The organism is Hyphococcus lacteus, assembly GCF_041058985.1.
GTDB lineage: Bacteria > Pseudomonadota > Alphaproteobacteria > Caulobacterales > Parvularculaceae > Hyphococcus > Hyphococcus lacteus.
In genome coordinates this window covers 1-18,671 of the sequence record NZ_JBEHZE010000001.1, presented here as the reverse complement: position 1 = coordinate 18,671, position 18,671 = coordinate 1, and the positions used below count along the sequence as shown (strand labels likewise).

The 18,671-nt window shown below is 47.8% G+C and carries 15 protein-coding genes; 5 read left to right on the top strand and 10 right to left on the bottom strand.

Translation table 11 applies throughout. From position 1 onward, the window contains the following. Window positions 1-4 precede the first annotated feature (4 nt). From ABFZ84_RS00075 to ABFZ84_RS00040, 8 genes are all read right to left on the bottom strand, one after another. A complete protein-coding gene (locus ABFZ84_RS00075) occupies window positions 5-1,387 on the bottom strand; it encodes a peptide MFS transporter (protein ID WP_369311522.1) in 1,383 nt (460 codons plus the stop codon). Then, the gene (locus ABFZ84_RS00070; RefSeq protein WP_369311520.1) at window positions 1,388-2,452 is read right to left on the bottom strand and encodes an alpha/beta hydrolase; all 1,065 of its coding nucleotides are present in this window, start codon (window positions 2,450-2,452) and stop codon (window positions 1,388-1,390) included. It lies immediately after the preceding gene. Between the two features lie 133 nt (window positions 2,453-2,585). Next, window positions 2,586-3,017, bottom strand: coding sequence for an aconitase X swivel domain-containing protein (locus ABFZ84_RS00065; RefSeq protein ID WP_369311518.1), 432 nt, complete (start codon window positions 3,015-3,017; stop codon window positions 2,586-2,588). Next, the gene (locus ABFZ84_RS00060) at window positions 3,011-4,243 is read right to left on the bottom strand and encodes an aconitase X (protein ID WP_369311516.1); all 1,233 of its coding nucleotides are present in this window, start codon (window positions 4,241-4,243) and stop codon (window positions 3,011-3,013) included. The genes ABFZ84_RS00065 and ABFZ84_RS00060 overlap by 7 nt, the downstream gene beginning before the upstream one ends. After that, the gene (locus ABFZ84_RS00055; protein ID WP_369311514.1) at window positions 4,227-5,177 is read right to left on the bottom strand and encodes an ornithine cyclodeaminase family protein; all 951 of its coding nucleotides are present in this window, start codon (window positions 5,175-5,177) and stop codon (window positions 4,227-4,229) included. Before ABFZ84_RS00055 ends, ABFZ84_RS00060 begins: the two co-directional genes overlap by 17 nt. 20 nt (window positions 5,178-5,197) lie before the next feature. Next, window positions 5,198-6,094: a BKACE family enzyme gene (locus ABFZ84_RS00050; protein WP_369311512.1), complete on the bottom strand. Its 897-nt coding sequence runs from the start codon at window positions 6,092-6,094 to the stop codon at window positions 5,198-5,200. A 2-nt stretch (window positions 6,095-6,096) separates the two neighbouring features. Next, window positions 6,097-6,855: an SDR family oxidoreductase gene (locus ABFZ84_RS00045; RefSeq protein ID WP_369311510.1), complete on the bottom strand. Its 759-nt coding sequence runs from the start codon at window positions 6,853-6,855 to the stop codon at window positions 6,097-6,099. 15 nt (window positions 6,856-6,870) lie between these two features. Beyond that, entirely contained in the window at window positions 6,871-7,314 is a 444-nt protein-coding gene (locus ABFZ84_RS00040; RefSeq protein WP_369311508.1) for an acyl-CoA thioesterase, read from the bottom strand. Between the two features lie 118 nt (window positions 7,315-7,432). Between ABFZ84_RS00040 and ABFZ84_RS00035 the strand changes: the two genes are divergently transcribed. The 4 genes from ABFZ84_RS00035 to ABFZ84_RS00020 all read left to right on the top strand — a co-directional run bounded on the left by ABFZ84_RS00035 (window position 7,433) and on the right by ABFZ84_RS00020 (window position 15,317). Continuing rightward, on the top strand, window positions 7,433-9,538 hold the full coding sequence (locus ABFZ84_RS00035; protein WP_369311506.1) for a TonB-dependent receptor: 2,106 nt from the start codon (window positions 7,433-7,435) through the stop codon (window positions 9,536-9,538). An 84-nt stretch (window positions 9,539-9,622) separates the two neighbouring features. Next, a complete protein-coding gene (locus ABFZ84_RS00030; protein ID WP_369311504.1) occupies window positions 9,623-11,995 on the top strand; it encodes a penicillin acylase family protein in 2,373 nt (790 codons plus the stop codon). A 48-nt stretch (window positions 11,996-12,043) separates the two neighbouring features. Next, window positions 12,044-14,038, top strand: coding sequence for a S9 family peptidase (locus ABFZ84_RS00025; RefSeq protein ID WP_369311502.1), 1,995 nt, complete (start codon window positions 12,044-12,046; stop codon window positions 14,036-14,038). Next, window positions 14,022-15,317 (top strand): spinster family MFS transporter, encoded by a 1,296-nt coding sequence (locus ABFZ84_RS00020; protein ID WP_369311500.1) that lies wholly within the window; start codon window positions 14,022-14,024, stop codon window positions 15,315-15,317. The genes ABFZ84_RS00025 and ABFZ84_RS00020 overlap by 17 nt, the downstream gene beginning before the upstream one ends. Here ABFZ84_RS00020 and ABFZ84_RS00015 read toward each other — a convergent pair. Together ABFZ84_RS00015 and argE are read right to left on the bottom strand one after the other, a co-directional pair. After that, window positions 15,314-16,060: a GntR family transcriptional regulator gene (locus tag ABFZ84_RS00015; RefSeq protein WP_369311497.1), complete on the bottom strand. Its 747-nt coding sequence runs from the start codon at window positions 16,058-16,060 to the stop codon at window positions 15,314-15,316. The two genes, ABFZ84_RS00020 and ABFZ84_RS00015, sit on opposite strands and share 4 nt — an antisense overlap. Before the next feature lie 8 nt (window positions 16,061-16,068). Continuing rightward, on the bottom strand, window positions 16,069-17,271 hold the full coding sequence (gene argE / locus ABFZ84_RS00010) for an acetylornithine deacetylase (RefSeq protein ID WP_369311495.1): 1,203 nt from the start codon (window positions 17,269-17,271) through the stop codon (window positions 16,069-16,071). Between the two features lie 255 nt (window positions 17,272-17,526). Between argE and ABFZ84_RS00005 the strand changes: the two genes are divergently transcribed. Continuing rightward, a complete protein-coding gene (locus tag ABFZ84_RS00005) occupies window positions 17,527-18,492 on the top strand; it encodes an alpha/beta hydrolase (RefSeq protein WP_369311493.1) in 966 nt (321 codons plus the stop codon). The last annotated feature ends 179 nt before the right edge of the window (window positions 18,493-18,671 follow it).

Sequence of the window (18,671 nt, the reverse complement as noted above, 5' to 3'; positions counted from 1 at the left end):
AAAATTATTCGGTGCGAGGCTTTCTACCGAGTAAGCTGCGGATCAATGGGTTCAATAAAATAGCGAAGCAAAAACCGGCGCCAGCAATGGCAGCGTGTAGTAACCAGAATTGCGAAGTTGGCATTGTTTCGTAAAAGCGTCCTAGCCAGCCAACGACGAAATTCGAGATTGCGATCGACATAATCGAAAGGCTCATTAATGTCGTGGCATGGGAGGTTGGGGCATGCTGTGATACCAGAGATCGCAGCGGGGGTTCGCCCCAAATAAAACTAAAGTCTAAAAATAGAAAAAACAAAAGCACCCACAAAAGCGAAACTGTCTCGTCCGCACTCGCGGCACCCCAGGATAAAATTAAAAAAGCCGCACACGTCATTGCGCATCCAACAGCCATTTTTGTCAGGTTCCAAGGTTCTTTGTTTCGTTTTTCGAGCCATTGCCAGAACCGAACTGTAATGGTGATGCCGACCATTGTGGCAATTCCATCAAAAGTGAATAACCAAGTAACCGGTATGGTTAAATCAAATACGTCACGATCAACACTGTCCGAAACCCAGATTGGCAATAGATTATAGGCTTGGAACACCGCGCTGAACATAAGAATATAGGGGATGAATGCCAACAGAAGACCAATGACGGATCGCCATTCTGAATGGGTCAACTTAGACTTTTGGTGGTGACGTTGTTTTGGCGAGATTTCCGAAGGAAGGTATTTACGTCCGCGTAGATATATTACAAGCGCTAAGGCCATGGCGATGGCCGCTACACCAAAGCCGTAATGCCATCCGTAAATCTCTCCGAGCGTTCCGCAAATCAAGGGCGCAGAAAACGCACCTAAATTTCGGACAAACATATAAATTCCAAATGCTCGCGTCCGACGTGGATCGTCTTCTGCATAAAGTTTTCCGATCTGAATGGCCATATTGCCTTTAATAAGACCAGCACCGGATACGAGTAGGGCTAACGCGAATAGAAAAAACTGTTCAGAAGTCATCGCCAAATGCCCTAATGTCATCAGTGTGGCACCTAAGGTAACAGCTCGGGTTTGACCTAGTATACGGTCACCCAACCATCCGCCTAAGAGGGGGGTCATGTTGATGAGGCCGGCGTAAAGGCCAAAAATCTGAGCCGCAAATGAAATCGTCGTCGATGGACCGGAGAGGGTTTCGAGGGTCATGCGTAGAGTTTCGAGCCCGATAACCTCACGGCCAACTTTGTCGGTCAATAGATGCCGGACCATGTATAATGTTAATAACGCCTGCATTCCATAATAGGAAAACCCTTCCCAAACTTCGGTGAAAGCAAGATAACCAAGACCTTTGGGGTGTCCAAAAAAGACAGTGTCGTCTCTTTTAGATTGAGACGTAGACGGAGAAATATGTTGTGTCATTTAGTATTCGTCTGCAAAGGCATGTCGCAACGACGCTCGTATTGCGGGAAGGCTGCCGGAGGCGTGGGTCTCGTTAGGAAACTCTTCGAGATGGACACTAAGACCAGCTGTCGAACTCAGCGCTTCGACTAATTCTGAAGCGTTATCATTCATGCGAGCAAGCGCATTTAATTCAGCATTTTTCTGCCATGACGGGTCGTTTTCCATTCCCGGCGGTGGAGACTGCTCATATTGGCCAATAGTTAAAAATAATCGTCGAGCATGTCCGTCTTTAGAAAGGCGGTTTTGAAACTTTGGGATGAGATTAAAAACATGTCTGTCCCCCCACCAAAGAGAGGGGCTGGACGCAATATATGTTCGAAAAAGTTCCGGTCTTTTTAATAACGCTTGAGTAACAAATAAGCCGCCTAAACTGTATCCTGATATTGAACGGCGATTGGAATTAATGGGAAAGTCATTTTCAATTGCCGGGATGAGCGAATCGGCAATGAAGGTAAGGAATTCGTCTGCACCGCCAGTCGGATCTGGATTCGATAAGAATTCAATTCCGGGGGCTACGTCGGGTGTATAATCGAGCCGCCGTCGTGAAGGACCGGCATATCCTATTCCAACAATTATTCCGGGCGACATACCGGTGTATCGCCCTAAACGATTAGCGTATTCCGCCGCAATCGCGAAACTAGTTGTTCCGTCCAAGCGGTATAAGACTGGATATCCCTCAGGTGGAGCGGGTTCTTCTGGCCAAGCAATGTATATTCGGTATTCAGCACCCTGATCAGATTTAATTGTACGCACGTCGGAGCGCGGCATGACATAAGGCGTAAATGGCGTGATGTTATTTGATGGCTTTTTACCATCACTGAGTGGGGGTTCCCCACTGGCATTCGTCGATAGCGATGCAAAAGTCAGCAATAGAATAGTCAACCATTTAAACAAATGGCGATAGTTGAAACAGCGCACCTGCATCGCCCCTCTATAATTCAATAACACCCTATTTAATATAGAGAAAATATAATTGCATAATGTATGTCGACAAGTCAATTGTGGATGGTCTGTATTTGGCAATTAGTTCAGTGGCTAAAATCGGATCACGCCGTACACAAAGTATTGTATTTCGTTGTTCGATACGAATAGGAGGGCGGTACCGGTTTACGCTATCCTTTTGCTCAAAATCATCGTTACGAAATCGCCGCTATGTCTAAATTCTACTAACTCGAATATCGACAGTCTTGGGTGAGCCTGTGGGCAGAATATTAGCCCACTTCGCGTGGCCGAGATGACACCAATCAGCTTGTGGGATAACAAGAATGCAAATTTTCTTTTGATAGATTTCATCGGCAAGTAATGCGCCGATTGTAAGAATGGGGTCAGCCCGGGTCATGATGAAAGCGGCGGGGGCGTTTCCTAATCGTGCGGCTTCGAGGAGGGCGCTAGACGATGACGATGATCCTCTGGCATAGGGCATGGCCACGATTTTTTGAGCGATAGATATACCATGTTGTGGGTGGTGTTGGTCAATAATTTTCCCACTTTTCGTATCAAAACCACCCCATAAGCTCAATGGAGCACTAAGCGCGATTAACGAACCAACAGCGTTACCGTGCGTAAAATTCTGGGCACGGATTAACATGGTGCAACTTTTCCAGCGACAGCTGCGTTAATGCACCTTTCCAATGTCATTAACGCAATTCGACGATTGAGGTTGCCGGGGCCATAATGAGCATATTTTGCTGAAGTGGTAAGGATATATCCATCACGTCGGTCAACAACCGGCGCTAAATAGGTACAAGTATCAACGATAAGTCTTACGCCAAATTCACGCAGTGGCGCGAAGCGCGAATGGGTGTTTATGTGCTCTGCAATTTCTCTTGACGTTGAAACGTAGAAGTCCACAGACGGTGCTTTTTTCCGTCCGATAATTGTGTCGGATAGGCGTATGAATTCGTCTTTTGAATAATGAGGGGTGCCCAAACAGATAGCTGCAACCGGGTCTCCGGTTTTTGCGGAACAATGATCGTCAATGACAGCACCTAATTCGTCTGAAGAAAATTCTAAATGGGGGAGGTGGCTGGCATTGATGTCGTGGGTTTCTGGCGTCAGGTGTTCTGCATGGAAGAGGGCGAGCGATCCAGAAGATGCGCCTGCTGCACCTAAAGCTTTTAACTCATCTTCGCTTGCGTCCTCGGGTAAGCCACGGACGTATGGGATTTTTCCTTTTGCGCATAAGCCCAAGAGATACCCCGTCGCACCGAAATAAAGATCGCGTGGCAGTTTCGTTTCGGATACTTTGGGTACCGTGACCAGCAGTTCCGGGTGGCGGTTTTCGTCACGATGTAATCCAACTAAAGGCACACGACCGGTCAGTGCGGCGCAAAGATCAGCAAAATCCCCATATCGATCTGTGCGCGCCCCAAGGATTGAGTTTGCAAAAACAATCGCATTCGATTCCGCCCAGGCAATATGGTCACCGAATTGAGGCCGGACGAGGCGTTGATACGGTGCGCAGGTTAGGCTGGGTATGCACCCAATTTGTGTATAGAAATCGGTTAGTTTTTTTTGTTCATTAAGGGTCGAAGGATCGCCGCAATGCCATTCAGGGTGGGTAACATCCGCAGCAGCAACATTTAATGTGGTTGGTACACGAACGAGCCCGCCCAGCTTCACAAAACTCTGCGCAAAATCAATACTGGAGGGGCCGTGATATAAGCATCCATCAATATGAGCAGAGCGAATGGAAACAAACTCCGTCGCGCCAGTTGCTTCGCCATAACGAACTAAAATCTTCATGGCGCGCGCCGCCATTGGGCCGAATTCGCCACCAAGAATTGATCTGTCTTCTTCAGTGAGCGTTAACATTGGTGCTTTCTAATTGTCGATACGCTAATTTGGCGGCGACGAGATCTTCGATAGCAGCGCCGACAGACTTAAATAGCGTGATACGGTTTCTATTCGAATCATTGCGATGTTTACTCAGCCGGCACAAATCCCGCATATCACCTTTTATAGAATCTTCGGTTAGCGCTCCAGCTGCCATGGCTTGTATAAGGTCTCCGGCTTCGCTTAGGGCACCTTCCAAGGTATCTACATATACATCGGCCTTGGCAAAAGTTTCGGTGTCGGCCTCGCACATATCGGGTTTAAAGGCACCGATTAAATCGACATGCATCGTGGAGTGCAGCATGCTCCCTTTTATGATCGGGCTTGTCGCCATGGTTGCAGACGAGATGATATCGGCCTCACTGATTGCGTGATCGAAATCATCCACGCGGTTAATTGAGGTACCAATTTTTTGCATGGCCTCAACAACTGCATTTGCTTTTTCGCGATTACGCCCCCAGATGTGAATCTGTTCAAAAGGAAAAATGCTGGTATAGGCCTCTATTAAAGGCGGGATGAGGGCACCGGTTCCAATCAGGAGTAAGGATTGATGCTTTTGCGCAAGTATACTGGCGGCTAACGCCGAGGCGGCGGCTGTCCGTCGTTTGGTTAGGGTGGTGCCATCGAAAAGCGCGCAAGGCATCCCTGTCTTTTGATCCATCAAAAGGTAAGTAGCCTGTATAGATGGGCGACGCTGCTGATCAATCAGCGTGATTTTAGTGCCAAGCGTTTGCGCTTCATCCCATGCTGGCATTACGAGCAGAGATTGAGTTGTGGAAATGTCAGCTGCCAGCCGTTTTGGGTAATGATGGCTATCGCGTATGAATGCATCGCGTAGCGCGTTTATAAGCGCTGGCATTGGTGTAGCACGAGCAACATCATCAGCATTAAAATAGGGAATGGAACTTTGCATGTGATTGATATGATGATTTGCTATGGCTGGCGTAAGTTTAGGATTTCACGGGTTTCGGCGGGCGTGGCTACGCTATATCCGCCGAGCATTTCAACAATGTTATACGCGCGTTCTACCAATTGCCCGTTGGTCGCCCAGCGTCCACGGGAGAGGTAAAGGTTATCTTCCAATCCAACGCGGATATTACCGCCTAAAAGTAAGGTATGAGCTAGCATTGGCATTTGTTCGCGCCCAATTCCGAAAGCGCCCCAATGTGTATCAGGTGCCATTAAATTCTTTTGATACAGTATTGTTTCTACGCCATGAGGCGCAGCCCATTGGACGCCAAGGACCATTTGCATCATGGCAGGTCCGTCCACTAGGCCTTCTTCGACAAGTTTATTGCCGAACAAAATGTCACCCGGGCCAAATACTTCAAGTTCGGGTTTGACACCAGCATTCTGAAACCGTTTTGCCATTGCGCGAAGTGTATGCAATGGGCTGAAGTAAATATACTCCGTACTGCCCTCAACCTGATTATTGGTGACTATGTCCAATGTTGCAATTTCAGGTAATAATTCCTCCACATGTGCCACGCGTTCATCGACGCCAACGACATCGCTCTCAGGCAGCATATGGCCTTCACGGTGGGGGTCGGGTAAAAAATATGCACCCATGCCACAGGTCAAATTCAAAACAATATCAACGCCAGTTTGACGCACGCGGTCGACGACTTCTTTGAAATGTTGGCGGTCACGGCTTCCCTGGCCTGTTTCTGGATCGCGGACGTGAATGTGAACAATGCTCGCGCCAGCCGAGGCGGCTTCGATACACGCATCAGCAATCTCTTTTGGCGTAATCGGCATGGATGGGTGTTTTGGATTGAACGGAGCACCGCCGGTAACTGCGCATGTCAAAATCGTCTTTTTAAGGCTCATGTCTATTCTTCCCATTCCATATTGCCGCTTAATGCCATCAATTCTCCGGTGATCTTTTTTCCCGCATCGGATGTGATAAATTCAACGAGATCCGCGAATTCGCTGAGTTCGATTTTGCACCGTAGAGAAACATATTTGAGGTAGTCATTTTCGATTTCTTCAAAACTGCGGCCCGTAGCTTCGGCGTTGCGCTGAACGATAAAATGAAAGCGTTCGTTATTTATAATGCCCGGCAAAATTGCATTGCATCGTATACCAAAGGGGCCAAGCTCTCGTGCTGCATTTTTTGTAAGTCCCTCAACACCCGCTTTGGAAGCAATGTAGGGTGCGCGATATGGATTGCCCGTGCGTGTGGAGCAAGTGGAGAAATTGACAATGGAACCGCCACCATTGCTTTTTAACATCGGGATAGCCCGTTTCATGCAGTAGAACATACCGCTTAGATTGACGGCGATCGTTTTATCCCATTCGTCTTCGTCGATGTCCTCGATAGCGGCACGTGGACCGGCCATACCTACAACATTCACGAGAATTGTTAGGCCCGTAAGAGAATTCATCACGTCCTTAAAGAGCTTGTCCACATCGGTCCGTATCCCAACATCAATGACGCTGCCTGACATGCCCGCGTTTTGAGCAAGTGTTTCTTCAACTGCTGCGCCACGAATATCGCAGATATGAACCTTTGCACCATTGTTGAAAAATCGCTCGGCTATTGCTCGGCCGACACTGTCGCCTGCACCGGTTACCAAAACCCGTTCCATGGTTATGTCGTTCCTTTACTCATCAATTTTGTTAGATACGTCCGAGGTGATTAAGCGTGCTGCCAAAGCACGGATATCATCAGACAGGGTGGTCGATTTTCTTCGATCAAGGTCAAACCGAACAGTTACGCTGTCCATGACAGTGCAGGCCAATTCGTCACTGCGCCGCGAAAGAACCGTTCTGTGCCTTATAGACGAAGACCCGATGGCGATTATCCCTGTGCGCAGGATGAGGAGGTCGCCAACAACGAGTTCATGTAGGTAACTGATTTCCTGTTTTACATCGGCCCAACCAAGACGGCGATTATTCTCCTCGGTCACTGAAGCGCCGAATTCACCGAGTAAGTGGTAAACGGCGCTATCAAGTAATGGCATTTGATGCTGTACGGACATATGGCCCATTGCATCACAATGCCATGGAAAGACGACCCCTCTAAAAGTTTCGATACCGTTTTGCATAATACCTTCCATTCGTATCGAGCTCTCTCATATCGGGGTGCGGTTGACTTGTCTACATAGATTATACAATATGTTCTTTGCGATACTCTGAAAAGCAGAGGGCGGCAAGAGGGATAAAATGAAAAAGAAACTATTATCTGGGGTTACGTTAGCGGGGGTTTATGGTTTTGCAGGATTGGTCGGAGGCTTGGGGCAGGCCTCTGCGGCGGACGAGATTGTTGTAACGGCTCAAAAGCGTGAGGAGCGTCTGCAGGATGTTCCTATATCCATAACAGCGCTTAGCGGTGAAGAGTTGGATGGGCAGCCGGTTGGTGGCGTGAGTGATGCGTTACGCGTGGTGCCGGGAGTCTCGATTTCAAGTACGCCACAGGGTGGTGCTACGCAATTGACCATACGAGGGGTTGCGTCCGGAGAAGCGACGCTAAACGGTGCAAGCACTGCTGCATATTATATCGATTCAGTTCCGTTTGGTCTGGTTAAGTCAGCAATTCTGCCAGATACAAATGCTTACGATATGCAGCGTATTGAGGTGTTGCGTGGTCCGCAAGGCACTTTATATGGCGCAAATGCACTAAATGGTGTGGTGCGGTTAATCACCAATGATGCTGACCCTGAAGCCTTTGACCTGAAGATGCGTACTGGGCTTGCCACTACGAAGGATGGTCAAGAAAGCTACCGCGGTGACGTAGCGGTTAACATCCCACTCATCGAAGATAAAGTCGCGATTCGCGTAGTGGCGGGATTCGAAAATGCTGGCGGATGGATCGACCAACCAAATCGACCTGCGGAAGATGTGAACGATTCTCGCTCGCGCAACATCCGCGTTAAACTGAATGCGCATCCGACTGATGAGCTTAGTATTGGTTTGTCGGCGTGGGTTTCAAGAATAGATCAGGATACTGCGAGTTATGGCGATGATGATCGTAATCAGAGTAGCCCGATACCACTCCCGCAAAGCCTAGACTATGATGCATATAGCATGAATATTGGTTACGAACTTCCAGGAGTTTCGATCAGTAGTGCGACGAGCTATTTGGAATTTTCCAATTCCAGTCAACGCGATTACACCGCTTTTGGTGACGGTATTACGTTGTATTCAGATTTCGGATCGTCCGTTTTTACTGAAGAACTTCTTGTTAATTCAACTAATGAAAGTAATTGGCGGTGGTCGGCAGGGGCGTTCTATAGGGACGCTAGCGATGTATTATATCAAACACTGCCTGCATTCATTCCGGCACCAATCAATAATCGTGATGCCTCGCGATCTTATGCGGTCTTCGGAGAGCTTACGAGGGTTATGTTTGATGGTCAGGTGGAGTTGACGGGCGGTCTACGGTATTTTCATGATAAGGTATCGCAAATAGAACGCACACCTTCTTCCGGAGACCCAACTCAAATATTAGCAATGCGTACGGAGAAGTTTGATGCGTTGACACCACGTGTGGTAGTTAATTGGTTGCCTAACGACGATCTCACACTCTATGCGTCATATTCGCAAGGTTTCCGAAGTGGATTCAATCAAAGCCCGTCCATAATTCGTAGTGCGCCAGGCATTGCGCCTGTTGAGGCAGATCGACTATCGAATTATGAGATCGGGACGAAGGGTTCGCTTCTTGATGGCGCGCTTAGTTTCAATATGGCGGCCTATTATATCGACTGGAAAGACATTCATCAGAATTTGAATGTGGATTTAAGCGGTGTAATATTCGCAGCAACTGTCAATGGTCCGTCTGCATCTGGTTTTGGTGTTGACCTCGGCCTCACAGCACATCCGGCGGAAGGGTTTAATATTGGTGGGACATTTAGTTGGAATGACCTAACGCTACAAGATTCCATCATTACCCAAACCGCGAGTGGCCCGGTTACCATTTATGATGAAGGTTCTCGTTTGGCGTTCTCACCCGAATATACGGTCGGCGGATTTTTAGACTACACAACTTCGATTGGAGGGGGGTACGAAGCCCAACTATCAGGATCTGTGAATTATCGTTCGGAGATCACCTCTCGACTTTTGGCTGGTGGTGCTTCGGCGCTTTTTGTGAGTGATGATCCGCTTATTGCTCGTGCACGTGCTTCAATAATTTCGCCCGATAATTGGACATTGTCCTTGTATGCTGAAAATATTTCAGATTGGAATGGTGTCATCCAGCCTCCAACAGATGGAAGTAGGCATTTCCGTTTGCGACCGCGTACTATCGGTGTGCAATTTGAGTTCCATCTCTAGAGTGGAAAGTGTTCGGGGAGGGTAACCCGCCAATATGCGGAATGCGCATCGCTCCTAGAGGGGGGATGCGCAAGAAAGTCGTTCATGCAAATAAATCATTATGTCACCACTTTTCTTGTTTGGTTTCTTACAACGATCAGTGGTTCTGTTTTAGCGGAAGATCTACCGTTACCCACCGAGGAGCAGGTGTTGGCGGGCTTGGATGAGCCCGCTGAACTATTTGTAGATCAGTGGGGGGTAGCCCATATTTACGCTCAAAATGAGCGTGACGCATATTTTATGCAGGGCTACAATGCTGCACGGGATCGGTTGTGGCAGATTGATTTATGGCGAAAGCGCGGATTGGGGCGGCTTTCTGCAAGTTTCGGTCCCGATTACGTGAAGCGAGATCGAGCAGCGCGTTTATTTTTGTATCGCGGTGATTTGGACGCAGAATGGAAACGTTACGCGCCAGGCACGCGTCAACGTTTTGATGCTTTTGTCGCCGGCATAAATGCATATATTGAAAATATACAAGCAAACAAAGAACCTTTGCCGATCGAGTTTCAGTTGACTGGAACGCAGCCCGAATACTGGCGCGCGAACGAAGTGGTTCGTATTCGAAGCAACACTTTGATTTCGAACGCAAGTAATGAAATTAAAAGAGCGCGAACCCTTTGTGAAGACGGGGAAGTGGCTGAGAGATTGCGTCGTCGTCTATACCCGGATCGCGCCTATATCCTTCCTGATGGTTTTAACCCTTGTACTATTCCGCAAGGGGTATTGGAAGATTATCAACTTGCAACAAGTTATCCTAAATTCTCACATACAGCGATGGACGAGCCGGAAGTAGCACCAGACGGCTCAAATCAGTGGGTTATTGCTCCGTCAAGAACGAAAACGGGCCGACCAATTCTCGCGAATGATCCTCATCGTGCCTTCAGTGTGCCGAGTTTAAGGTACCTTGTTCATGTAAATGCGCCAGATGTTTCGTTTATCGGAGCTGGTGAGCCAGCATTGCCCGGAATTTCGCTTGGCCATAATGGAAAATCGGCATTTGGATTGACGATTTTCAACGCTGATCAAGAAGACATATATTATTACAAATTAGATCCGGATAATCCGACACGTTATCGCTATAAAGGGGGATGGGACGACCTGCGGATCGTGCGTGAAGAAATTCCCGTCAAAAATAGCGCGCCTGTCGTTGTGGAGCTTGCCTTTACTCGGCACGGCCCGGTGCTTTATTTTGATAAACAGAATAACCGTGCATATGCTTTACGCAGTGTTTGGTTTGAACCGGGTGCGGCCGGTTATGCGGCGGCGTCTTGGTTGACAGCGGCCGATCATTGGCAAGATTTCATTGTTGCAGCTAAGCATTGGGGAACGCCGCCTCTTAATCTTATATGGGCAAACAAAGAGGGGGAGATTGGCTGGACAGCGGCCGGACTTATCCCCTTGCGAAAGAACTGGAATGGTCTTTTGCCGGTCCCGGGCGATGGTCGTTATGAGTGGCAAGGTTTTAGAAAACAAACGAACCTTCCTCACGCGCGGAATCCGGCTTCCGGTTGGTTTGCCAACGCCAACGAACGAAATGTTTCTGAAGATTTTGAAGTAGACAGTGCAATCGCATCTGAATGGTTTGATCGTAGTCGCGTGGATCGTATCAATTCCGTTATTAGCAATAATCCTAAGTCTTCTATTGAAGATTCAATGCATCTACAGGTGGATACACATAGCTTAATGGCGCGCCGGTTGATTGCATTGACCAACAGGTTGGAGCCAGATGACACACGGGAACGCGAAGCTCTTCGGTTATTACGAGATTGGGACCTAAACTTAACTGTGAATAGTGTTTCCGCCACAATTTATGAAGTTTGGTTGAACCGACATTTAGGGCCCACGCTCATAAAGCGCGTGGTTCCAGAAGGAACGCATAAGTATCTCGGCGCGGGTTCGCCGGATGCGGTGCTTCATATGTTGGAGAAGGAGGATCCGTTGTTGGGATCCGCCCCCCAAGAGTTAATAGCTGAGGTCCTCCATGAGAGCTTAACAAAAACGCTCAGGGATCTGCGTGCGAGGTTTGGCGATGATATGTCTGAGTGGCAGTGGGGGCGTTTACACGGTGTTAATCTCAAGCATCGTTTGTCAGGTTTAGCCGATCCGTCCTTAGCAAAGAGAATGAATATTGATCGGATTCCATTTGGAGGATCAGCCTCAACTCCGGCAATGGCCCTATATCGCGGCGATAGTTTTGATGCCGTTCATGGTCCGTCGGTGCGGCTCGTTATTGATGTTGGCGATTGGGATAAGTCGAAATTTATCAATATGCCTGGTCAGTCGGGTGATCCCAATAATGCGCATTATGCTGATTTATTTCATCTGTGGGCCAATGGGGAATATGGACAACTCGCTTTTTCTCGTGAAGCGGTTGAGAACGTCGCTGAGAAAAAAATAATATACCGGCCAGAACAATAATATCCTTATTGCGTCGATTGAAAAAACAAAGTTTGAAGGAAAGTCCTGATGATGGCAAAAAAATCAAGCGATACCATTAAAAAAATGGTGGCGCAATATTTTGCTGATTTATACCGTCCGGGTGAGGGGCGCATTTCTGCGGTTGTTTCGGCCACTGAAAACCCTAGAAACGGTATTGTTGCATTTTCGGGGCCAGTTTACGAAGCCCATGGTGGGTTCCCCATATCCCGCATTGGTTTTGTCGAAAAGGGTGGTACCCTCCGTATGCTAAGCAATGATACGTTTAGTGACGCGGATCCACAATGGGCACCCAATGGTAGCAGACTGGCCTTTCTTTCCGACAGGGGGCGAGTTAGCGGTAACTTCCAACTTTTTGTTAGTGTGACCGATAGAGTAGCCGAGCCAATCGCAGGACCGATCTTTGACGGAGAGGTTGTCGAGGATTTTGAATGGTCGAGGGATGGAAAAAGTATTTTAATTTTAACTGCTGATGCTGGCGCGGATGCTGCCGGTTCAGCTGCGACAGCGCGGGTCGGCGCGCGGGATAGCACTGAACGTGAATCTTGGATGCCAGACGTCGAAACAGGATCATACGATGGCATGTGGCGCCGCGCACGAATTTGGCGCATTGATGAAGATGTGGTTGTTAAGCTTGGTACCGATGGGCAGAATATTTGGGAGGCGACATGGTGTGGCGAAAATGAAATCGCTGCTATTATGTCATCTCGTCCGACCGAGGGCGGCTGGTATGATTCGGAAATTGGAATTGGGCCGGTTACGGGCGGACCCTTCGCACGAATAGCAATGCCAGATCTAGAGTTGGCGCAAATCAGCGCTTCACCAGATGGTAAACATATAGCTATTATTCAAGGCCGTTTTCACCGAACTGTGGCTTTGGGATCGCTCGTCATTTTTAGCCGTGATACAGGCCAAGTCCACACGCCGAAAATTGATACCGAAGTATCAAGCGTTTGCTGGCTGTCAAATGACCAGGTATTCTTTGCCGGTATGCGTATGCCTGAAACCGTGATCGGAACATTTAATCGATTGACCGAAAAAACATCAATCATTTGGTCGTCAACGGGAACCGCAGGACGAAAAGTGCCCGCCGCATGGCCCGGCATTAATGGTAATTTTTTAATTCCTGCACATTCTTTTGATACTTACGCCAAACTATTACGTATGGATCATGAGGGCGGAAAGGAGACCATCATTGATCTCGCTCATGATGGTAGCAGGGCACTTCTCAACGACATTGCACCCGCAAAGTCAGTATGGTGGCGCGGCGTCGATGGGCTAGACATTCAGGGCTTTCTGGTTTTGCCAAAAAACGTAAAGAAAGCACCGCTTGTTACTTTTATTCATGGGGGGCCATCGCATTTATTCCGCGATAGTTGGACCTTTGATAATCCATTAGCGGCATGCCTCGTTAGAGCGGGGTATGCCGTGTTGTTTCCTAATCCACGGGGAAGTTCTGGCCGGGGGTTGAGCTTTGCCTCTCATGTTATCGGTGACTGGGGTGGCTTAGATCATAAGGACATACTTGCTGGAGTTGATTATGTCACTTCCAACTATGATGTAGACGGAAAAAAACTGTTTGTTTTGGGCAGCAGTTACGGTGGATATATGACGAGCTGGCTGGTTACGCAAACCAACTGCTTTACTGCGGCGTGTGCTATGGCACCCCTAACGGATATGCGTTCTTTTTATTTTACCGCACATCACCCAGAGTTTTTACCAATCTACACGCATGGGGATCCTTATGAAATCGACGGCGCTTTCGATCAAAGGAGCCCTCTGCGCTATGCAAACAAGACAGCAACACCTACGTTGCTTATCGCAGGTGGGCAGGATAATACCACGCCGGCTAGTCAAGCGTATCAGTTTCACCGTGCTCTTGTTCTTAACGATATCCCTTCAGAGCTTGCGACCTACCCAGAAGAAGGCCATGCGGCGGCGCGTTTAGAAGCGCAAATGGACCAGGCAATCCGAGTGTTGAAATGGTTCCAGCGATGGGAGGGACGACATGGAGAAAACGCTTAATGCACCTGTCCCCGCAAGCGAACGGTGGCGTTTTTATTCGTCAACGCAGCGATGGACATTCCTCTTCATCTTATTTCTCGTGGGAACATCGAGTTCAATGGATAGAGTGGTTATTTCCATTCTCCTAGAACCAATTAAGCAGGAATTTGATGTCACTGACACTCAGCTTGGTTTGCTTAGCGGACTATCTTTTGCGATATTCTATTCAATTCTGGGCATTCCGATTGCACGATTGGCGGATCATGGGGATCGGCCTTTGTTGATCAGTATATCAATTACCATATGGAGCGGCATGACGATGCTCTGCGCAGCGGCGGCGGGGTATTGGCACCTTCTGCTTGCCCGAATCGGTGTGAGTATCGGGGAGGCGGGGGGAACGCCGCCAGCCCAATCCTTGATTGTCGATTATTTTCCTCGGGCCAGCCGGGCGCGCGCTATTGGTATCTTTACGACTTCAGGGACGGCGGGATATTTGATTGGGCTCTCCGTCGGATCACAAATTGTTGTTGCTTATGGTTGGCGGGGGACGCTTATCGCTTTTGGCTTGCCCGGTTTGCTAATTGCGGCGGCGGTGTTTTTAATTTTGAAAGAACCCCGCAAAGCGGGTGGAAATCAAAATATCGCACAAAAGTCAGAATCGTTTAGAATCTCTATTCGGTGTTTAATGGCGAAACCAGCATACATTAAACTCTTAGTCGCCCATACGGTCTATGCCTTTGCAGCTTATGGGTCGCTTTTGTTTGTTCCGTCATATCTTGTTCGGGTTATTGGTAGTCCAATTGAACAATCAGGGTTTTATTTTGGAATTACATCTGGGATCGCTGTTTTAATTGGAAGTCTTGCAGGGGGATCGATATGTGATGTTCTTTCAAAACGCGATGCTCGGTGGGTTGCGTGGTTTCCTGCGGCAGGATTTGCTTTGGCCACTTTACCCAACGCACTCATGTTTCTGGTCAATGATCTTTTTGTCTTTTTAATCGTCAGTTTTTTTGGTGGGCTGCTGTTGTACGCGTCTTTGCCTGCGGCCTTTTCTGCGGTTCATGCTGTTTGCGGAACAAAAAGACGTGCGACTTCGATCGCGTTGGTGTTGTTTTTCGGTAATTTGATTGGGTTTGGTTTGGGGCCGGTTGTGACCGGAGCGCTTAGCGATATGTTTAGCAAAACGTATGGACAAGAAGGGCTGCGCTATGCCCTCTTGATTATCATGTTACTGACTTCCGTAGCGGCTGGATTGTTTTATAGTGCAGGGCAGACAATTCGTAAGGACATGGAAGATTAGCGTGGCGCGAGGGAAATGTCTTTGGTAGACACGCCAGAGACATAGGTTTGAATTCGTTGGCGAAACTCATCGGAGTGTTGATAAATTAGCTGCTCAGACAGATCGACATTTTTTTCTCGAATGGCCTCAATCATATCGTCATGCTGTCCTGCGAGTTCATCGTAGCTCGCTAACTTTGCATCTTCTTGGAGAAACGCGAGCAATGATAAACGCATCACACTACGCAACATTTTTGAGCAATCATCCGCAAAATAACGATTTCCGCATGCCTGGTTTATTGCGTCATGGAACTTCCAATTAGCTTCAACGATTGCGCGGGGGTCTTCTGTGGCGCAAGCGTCTGCGAATTCCTGGTTGGCACTTTCTAAGGCGATAAGGTGTTCGGGGCGATGTCTCAGCGCGGCCCAACGCGTTGTGATTCGTTGGAATAGCTCAAGCGCTTCGAGAATTTGCGGTACTTGATCAAGGTCAATTGGTGCGACTCGTGCACCACGATTTTGCGCAAGGACTACAAGACCATCTGCCGCGAGACGGATCAAGGCTTCTCGAACGGGCGTTCTGGAGACGCCAAAATGTTGGCTGAGTTGTACTTCATCTAACTCTGCACTTGGCGATAATTCCAAACTCAGAATACGCTCACGCAAAATCATATAGACTTTTTGTCCACTTGATTGCCTTACCCCATCCTCGATTTTTTTAGGTTTAGGGGCTTGTTTTACTCGTTTTCTAGCTTGTTTCGCCATGACCGCTTTCAATGTTTGACCACATATTCAATCATACGTGCCATGAATCGGGCCCCTTCCTCAATCTGATTAATTTCGATGAATTCGTCTGGCTTGTGCGCTTGCGATATTGAGCCGGGCCCGCAAATGACCGTAGATAGACCCGCGTTCTGAAATTGTCCTGCCTCGGCGCCATATGATACGGCAAGGCCATAGCTGTTAGCACCGCTTATCATCGTTGCTAATGACTCGGCACCCCCTTCGGGTTCTTGTCGCAGTGGCGGAATGGAAGCAATTTCCTTTACAATGACATCGGCCTGCTCATTTATGGATTTTAGCCTATTTCGAACGTTATCAATGGTTTCCCAGAATGGCTTGAGCACTACGTTAATGTCCCGGTGAGGAAGGCGGCGTAAATCAAAAGTAAACCGGCATTCGCGGGCTAAAATATTCGATGCGGTTCCGCCAGAAATCGTGCCCACCGTTAATGTTGACCACGGCGGATTAAAACGGGTGTCATTATGATTGCTACGTTCATCGCGCGCAATTTTCGACAAAACGCTGAGGATTTCGATTGCTGCCATATTTGCTGAAATACCTTCGTGCGCTAGGCTAGAATGGGCCTCTATTCCGATTACAACAACTTCAAATATTGCCATTCCTTTATGGCTATTCACGATTGTCATATTCGTCGGTTCACCGACAATGACCGTTGAGTTTCCAAGCCCGTCATCCACCAATGCCCGAATTAAATCTGGTGCACCAAAACAGCCGATTTCTTCGTCATAGGAAAATGCAAGCGTTATTGGTCGGGAGAGGGTATGTTTCTTTAATTGAGGTATGCATGCAAGTGATAAGGCAAGAAAACTTTTCATGTCACTCGTGCCGCGACCAAAAAGTTTGCCATCTCGTTCGGTTAGTTCGAATGGATTAGAACTCCACGTTTGACCGATCACTGGGACAACATCTGTATGGCCAGACAAAATGATCCCACCTGCATTTCTGGGACCTATTGTTGCTAGCAAATTGGCCTTGGTGCCGTCGCTACTGGCTATTCGTTTTACGGCAACTTCATAGTGCGAAAGGTATTCCTCAACATATGCGATCAAAGACAAATTAGATTCAGAGGATGTGGTGTCAAACCCGACCAGCCTTCTGAGAATTGAGATTGCATCGCGCGCTATAGTCTCTGTTGAGGCATGAGTGTCGTCCGTGGGTATCGAGGGAAACAAGAGTAGATGCTCCAGTGTTACTTACAAAGCCGAATGCCAAATTAGTATTGATGCTGAATTCGCACGCATATAGCTTCGCGGGTTGAGTTGTTTGAATTATATATGTATACATGTTGTATTATAGCAATGAAAGATCAACTGAAAATTTATTCAGTTGATATCTCGAGAAGCTTCTAGATGAGGTAATTATGGAACTAATGTTCTCAATTAGCCTGGCTATCCGTTCGTTAGAGTTATGAACATAAGATAAAGAAGATGTCCTCTCGAAAATCTCGTAGTCGTCACCTTATTGACCCGCAGCTATTGCCGCTGCTGGATATTTTTCCAACCGTAACTATTACTAAAGAAAACCTAGCCGAAAGAAGGTCGCGGCGTCTTCCTTATGCGGATGTAGATAGCGGTACAGTAGTTCTTCATAAAAAATTTGTACAAGAAAAAAAAGATAAGCCGCCCATCGAATTGTATGTGTATTCTCCTGTGAATGCAGGTCAGTCACTGCCGACTATTTTTCACATTCATGGCGGTGGTTTTGTCGCTGGATCAGCAGCCCAACTAGAAACTTTGCACCGAAAATTAGTGGAAACGCTAAACTGCATTTTGATTTCAGTTGAATATAGGTTAGCGCCTGAAACAATTTTTCCCGGCGCGATCGAAGACTGTTTTTCGGGGCTTTGTTGGGTTTTTAATAATGCGAATGAAATTGGTGTTGATAAATCTCGCATCGGTCTTCTAGGCGAAAGTGCCGGCGGTGGTCTTGCGGCTGCGTTAGCCTTAATGATCCGTGATCAAACCGCTTTCAATCTTTCTTTTCAACACCTAATATATCCAGCGCTTGATGATAGAACATGTTTGCGAGATGATTTGAATCCCTTTGTAGGCGAATTTCTTTGGCACAAGCCGAACAATTACTTCGCATGGAAAGCGTTGCTGGGTACTGAGCCAGGGCAGGCCAATATTTCGTGTTACGCTGCGCCTGCAAGGGCTACCAATCTAGAGGGATTACCGCCAACCTTTCTTTCTGTTGGGGCGTTAGACCTATTTGTGGAAGAAAATTTAGAGTATGGGAGGCGTTTGATGCATGCAGGTGTTCCTGTGGAGATGCATGTTTGGCCTGGGGCGATTCATGGTTTCGACTTAATGCGCGAAGCCCATATCGCAGAAAAGGCTAACCGTGTAAGCCAGAACGCACTTCACAGATTTTTATGGCCTCGTGACGACTAAAAACCTGCCGGTTGCGAACGCTATTCAAATCGGGAATCTGCCTTGGGGTATGTATTTGTGTCGTGCATAGAAGACATTTTCTCTGTATGCACATTGACCTTTAATCCGTAATCACCCGACTGATTCTCTCGACAATCTCTGTATCGCGCCGGATATCGTCTTTCATCAGCTTCCGGATT

Excerpts from the sequence above, each read along its gene's own strand:
- ABFZ84_RS00005 (WP_369311493.1), top strand. The coding sequence starts at position 17,527 with ATGTCCTCTCGAAAATCTCGTAGTCGTCACCTTATTGACCCGCAGCTA.
- ABFZ84_RS00045 (WP_369311510.1), bottom strand. The coding sequence starts at position 6,855 with ATGGAACGGGTTTTGGTAACCGGTGCAGGCGACAGTGTCGGCCGAGCA.
- ABFZ84_RS00035 (WP_369311506.1), top strand. The coding sequence starts at position 7,433 with ATGAAAAAGAAACTATTATCTGGGGTTACGTTAGCGGGGGTTTATGGT.
- ABFZ84_RS00050 (WP_369311512.1), bottom strand. The coding sequence starts at position 6,094 with ATGAGCCTTAAAAAGACGATTTTGACATGCGCAGTTACCGGCGGTGCT.
- ABFZ84_RS00065 (WP_369311518.1), bottom strand. The coding sequence starts at position 3,017 with ATGTTAATCCGTGCCCAGAATTTTACGCACGGTAACGCTGTTGGTTCG.
- ABFZ84_RS00020 (WP_369311500.1), top strand. The coding sequence starts at position 14,022 with ATGGAGAAAACGCTTAATGCACCTGTCCCCGCAAGCGAACGGTGGCGT.
- ABFZ84_RS00030 (WP_369311504.1), top strand. The coding sequence starts at position 9,623 with ATGCAAATAAATCATTATGTCACCACTTTTCTTGTTTGGTTTCTTACA.
- ABFZ84_RS00075 (WP_369311522.1), bottom strand. The coding sequence starts at position 1,387 with ATGACACAACATATTTCTCCGTCTACGTCTCAATCTAAAAGAGACGAC.
- ABFZ84_RS00055 (WP_369311514.1), bottom strand. The coding sequence starts at position 5,177 with ATGCAAAGTTCCATTCCCTATTTTAATGCTGATGATGTTGCTCGTGCT.
- ABFZ84_RS00025 (WP_369311502.1), top strand. The coding sequence starts at position 12,044 with ATGATGGCAAAAAAATCAAGCGATACCATTAAAAAAATGGTGGCGCAA.
- ABFZ84_RS00060 (WP_369311516.1), bottom strand. The coding sequence starts at position 4,243 with ATGTTAACGCTCACTGAAGAAGACAGATCAATTCTTGGTGGCGAATTC.
- ABFZ84_RS00015 (WP_369311497.1), bottom strand. The coding sequence starts at position 16,060 with ATGGCGAAACAAGCTAGAAAACGAGTAAAACAAGCCCCTAAACCTAAA.
- ABFZ84_RS00040 (WP_369311508.1), bottom strand. The coding sequence starts at position 7,314 with ATGCAAAACGGTATCGAAACTTTTAGAGGGGTCGTCTTTCCATGGCAT.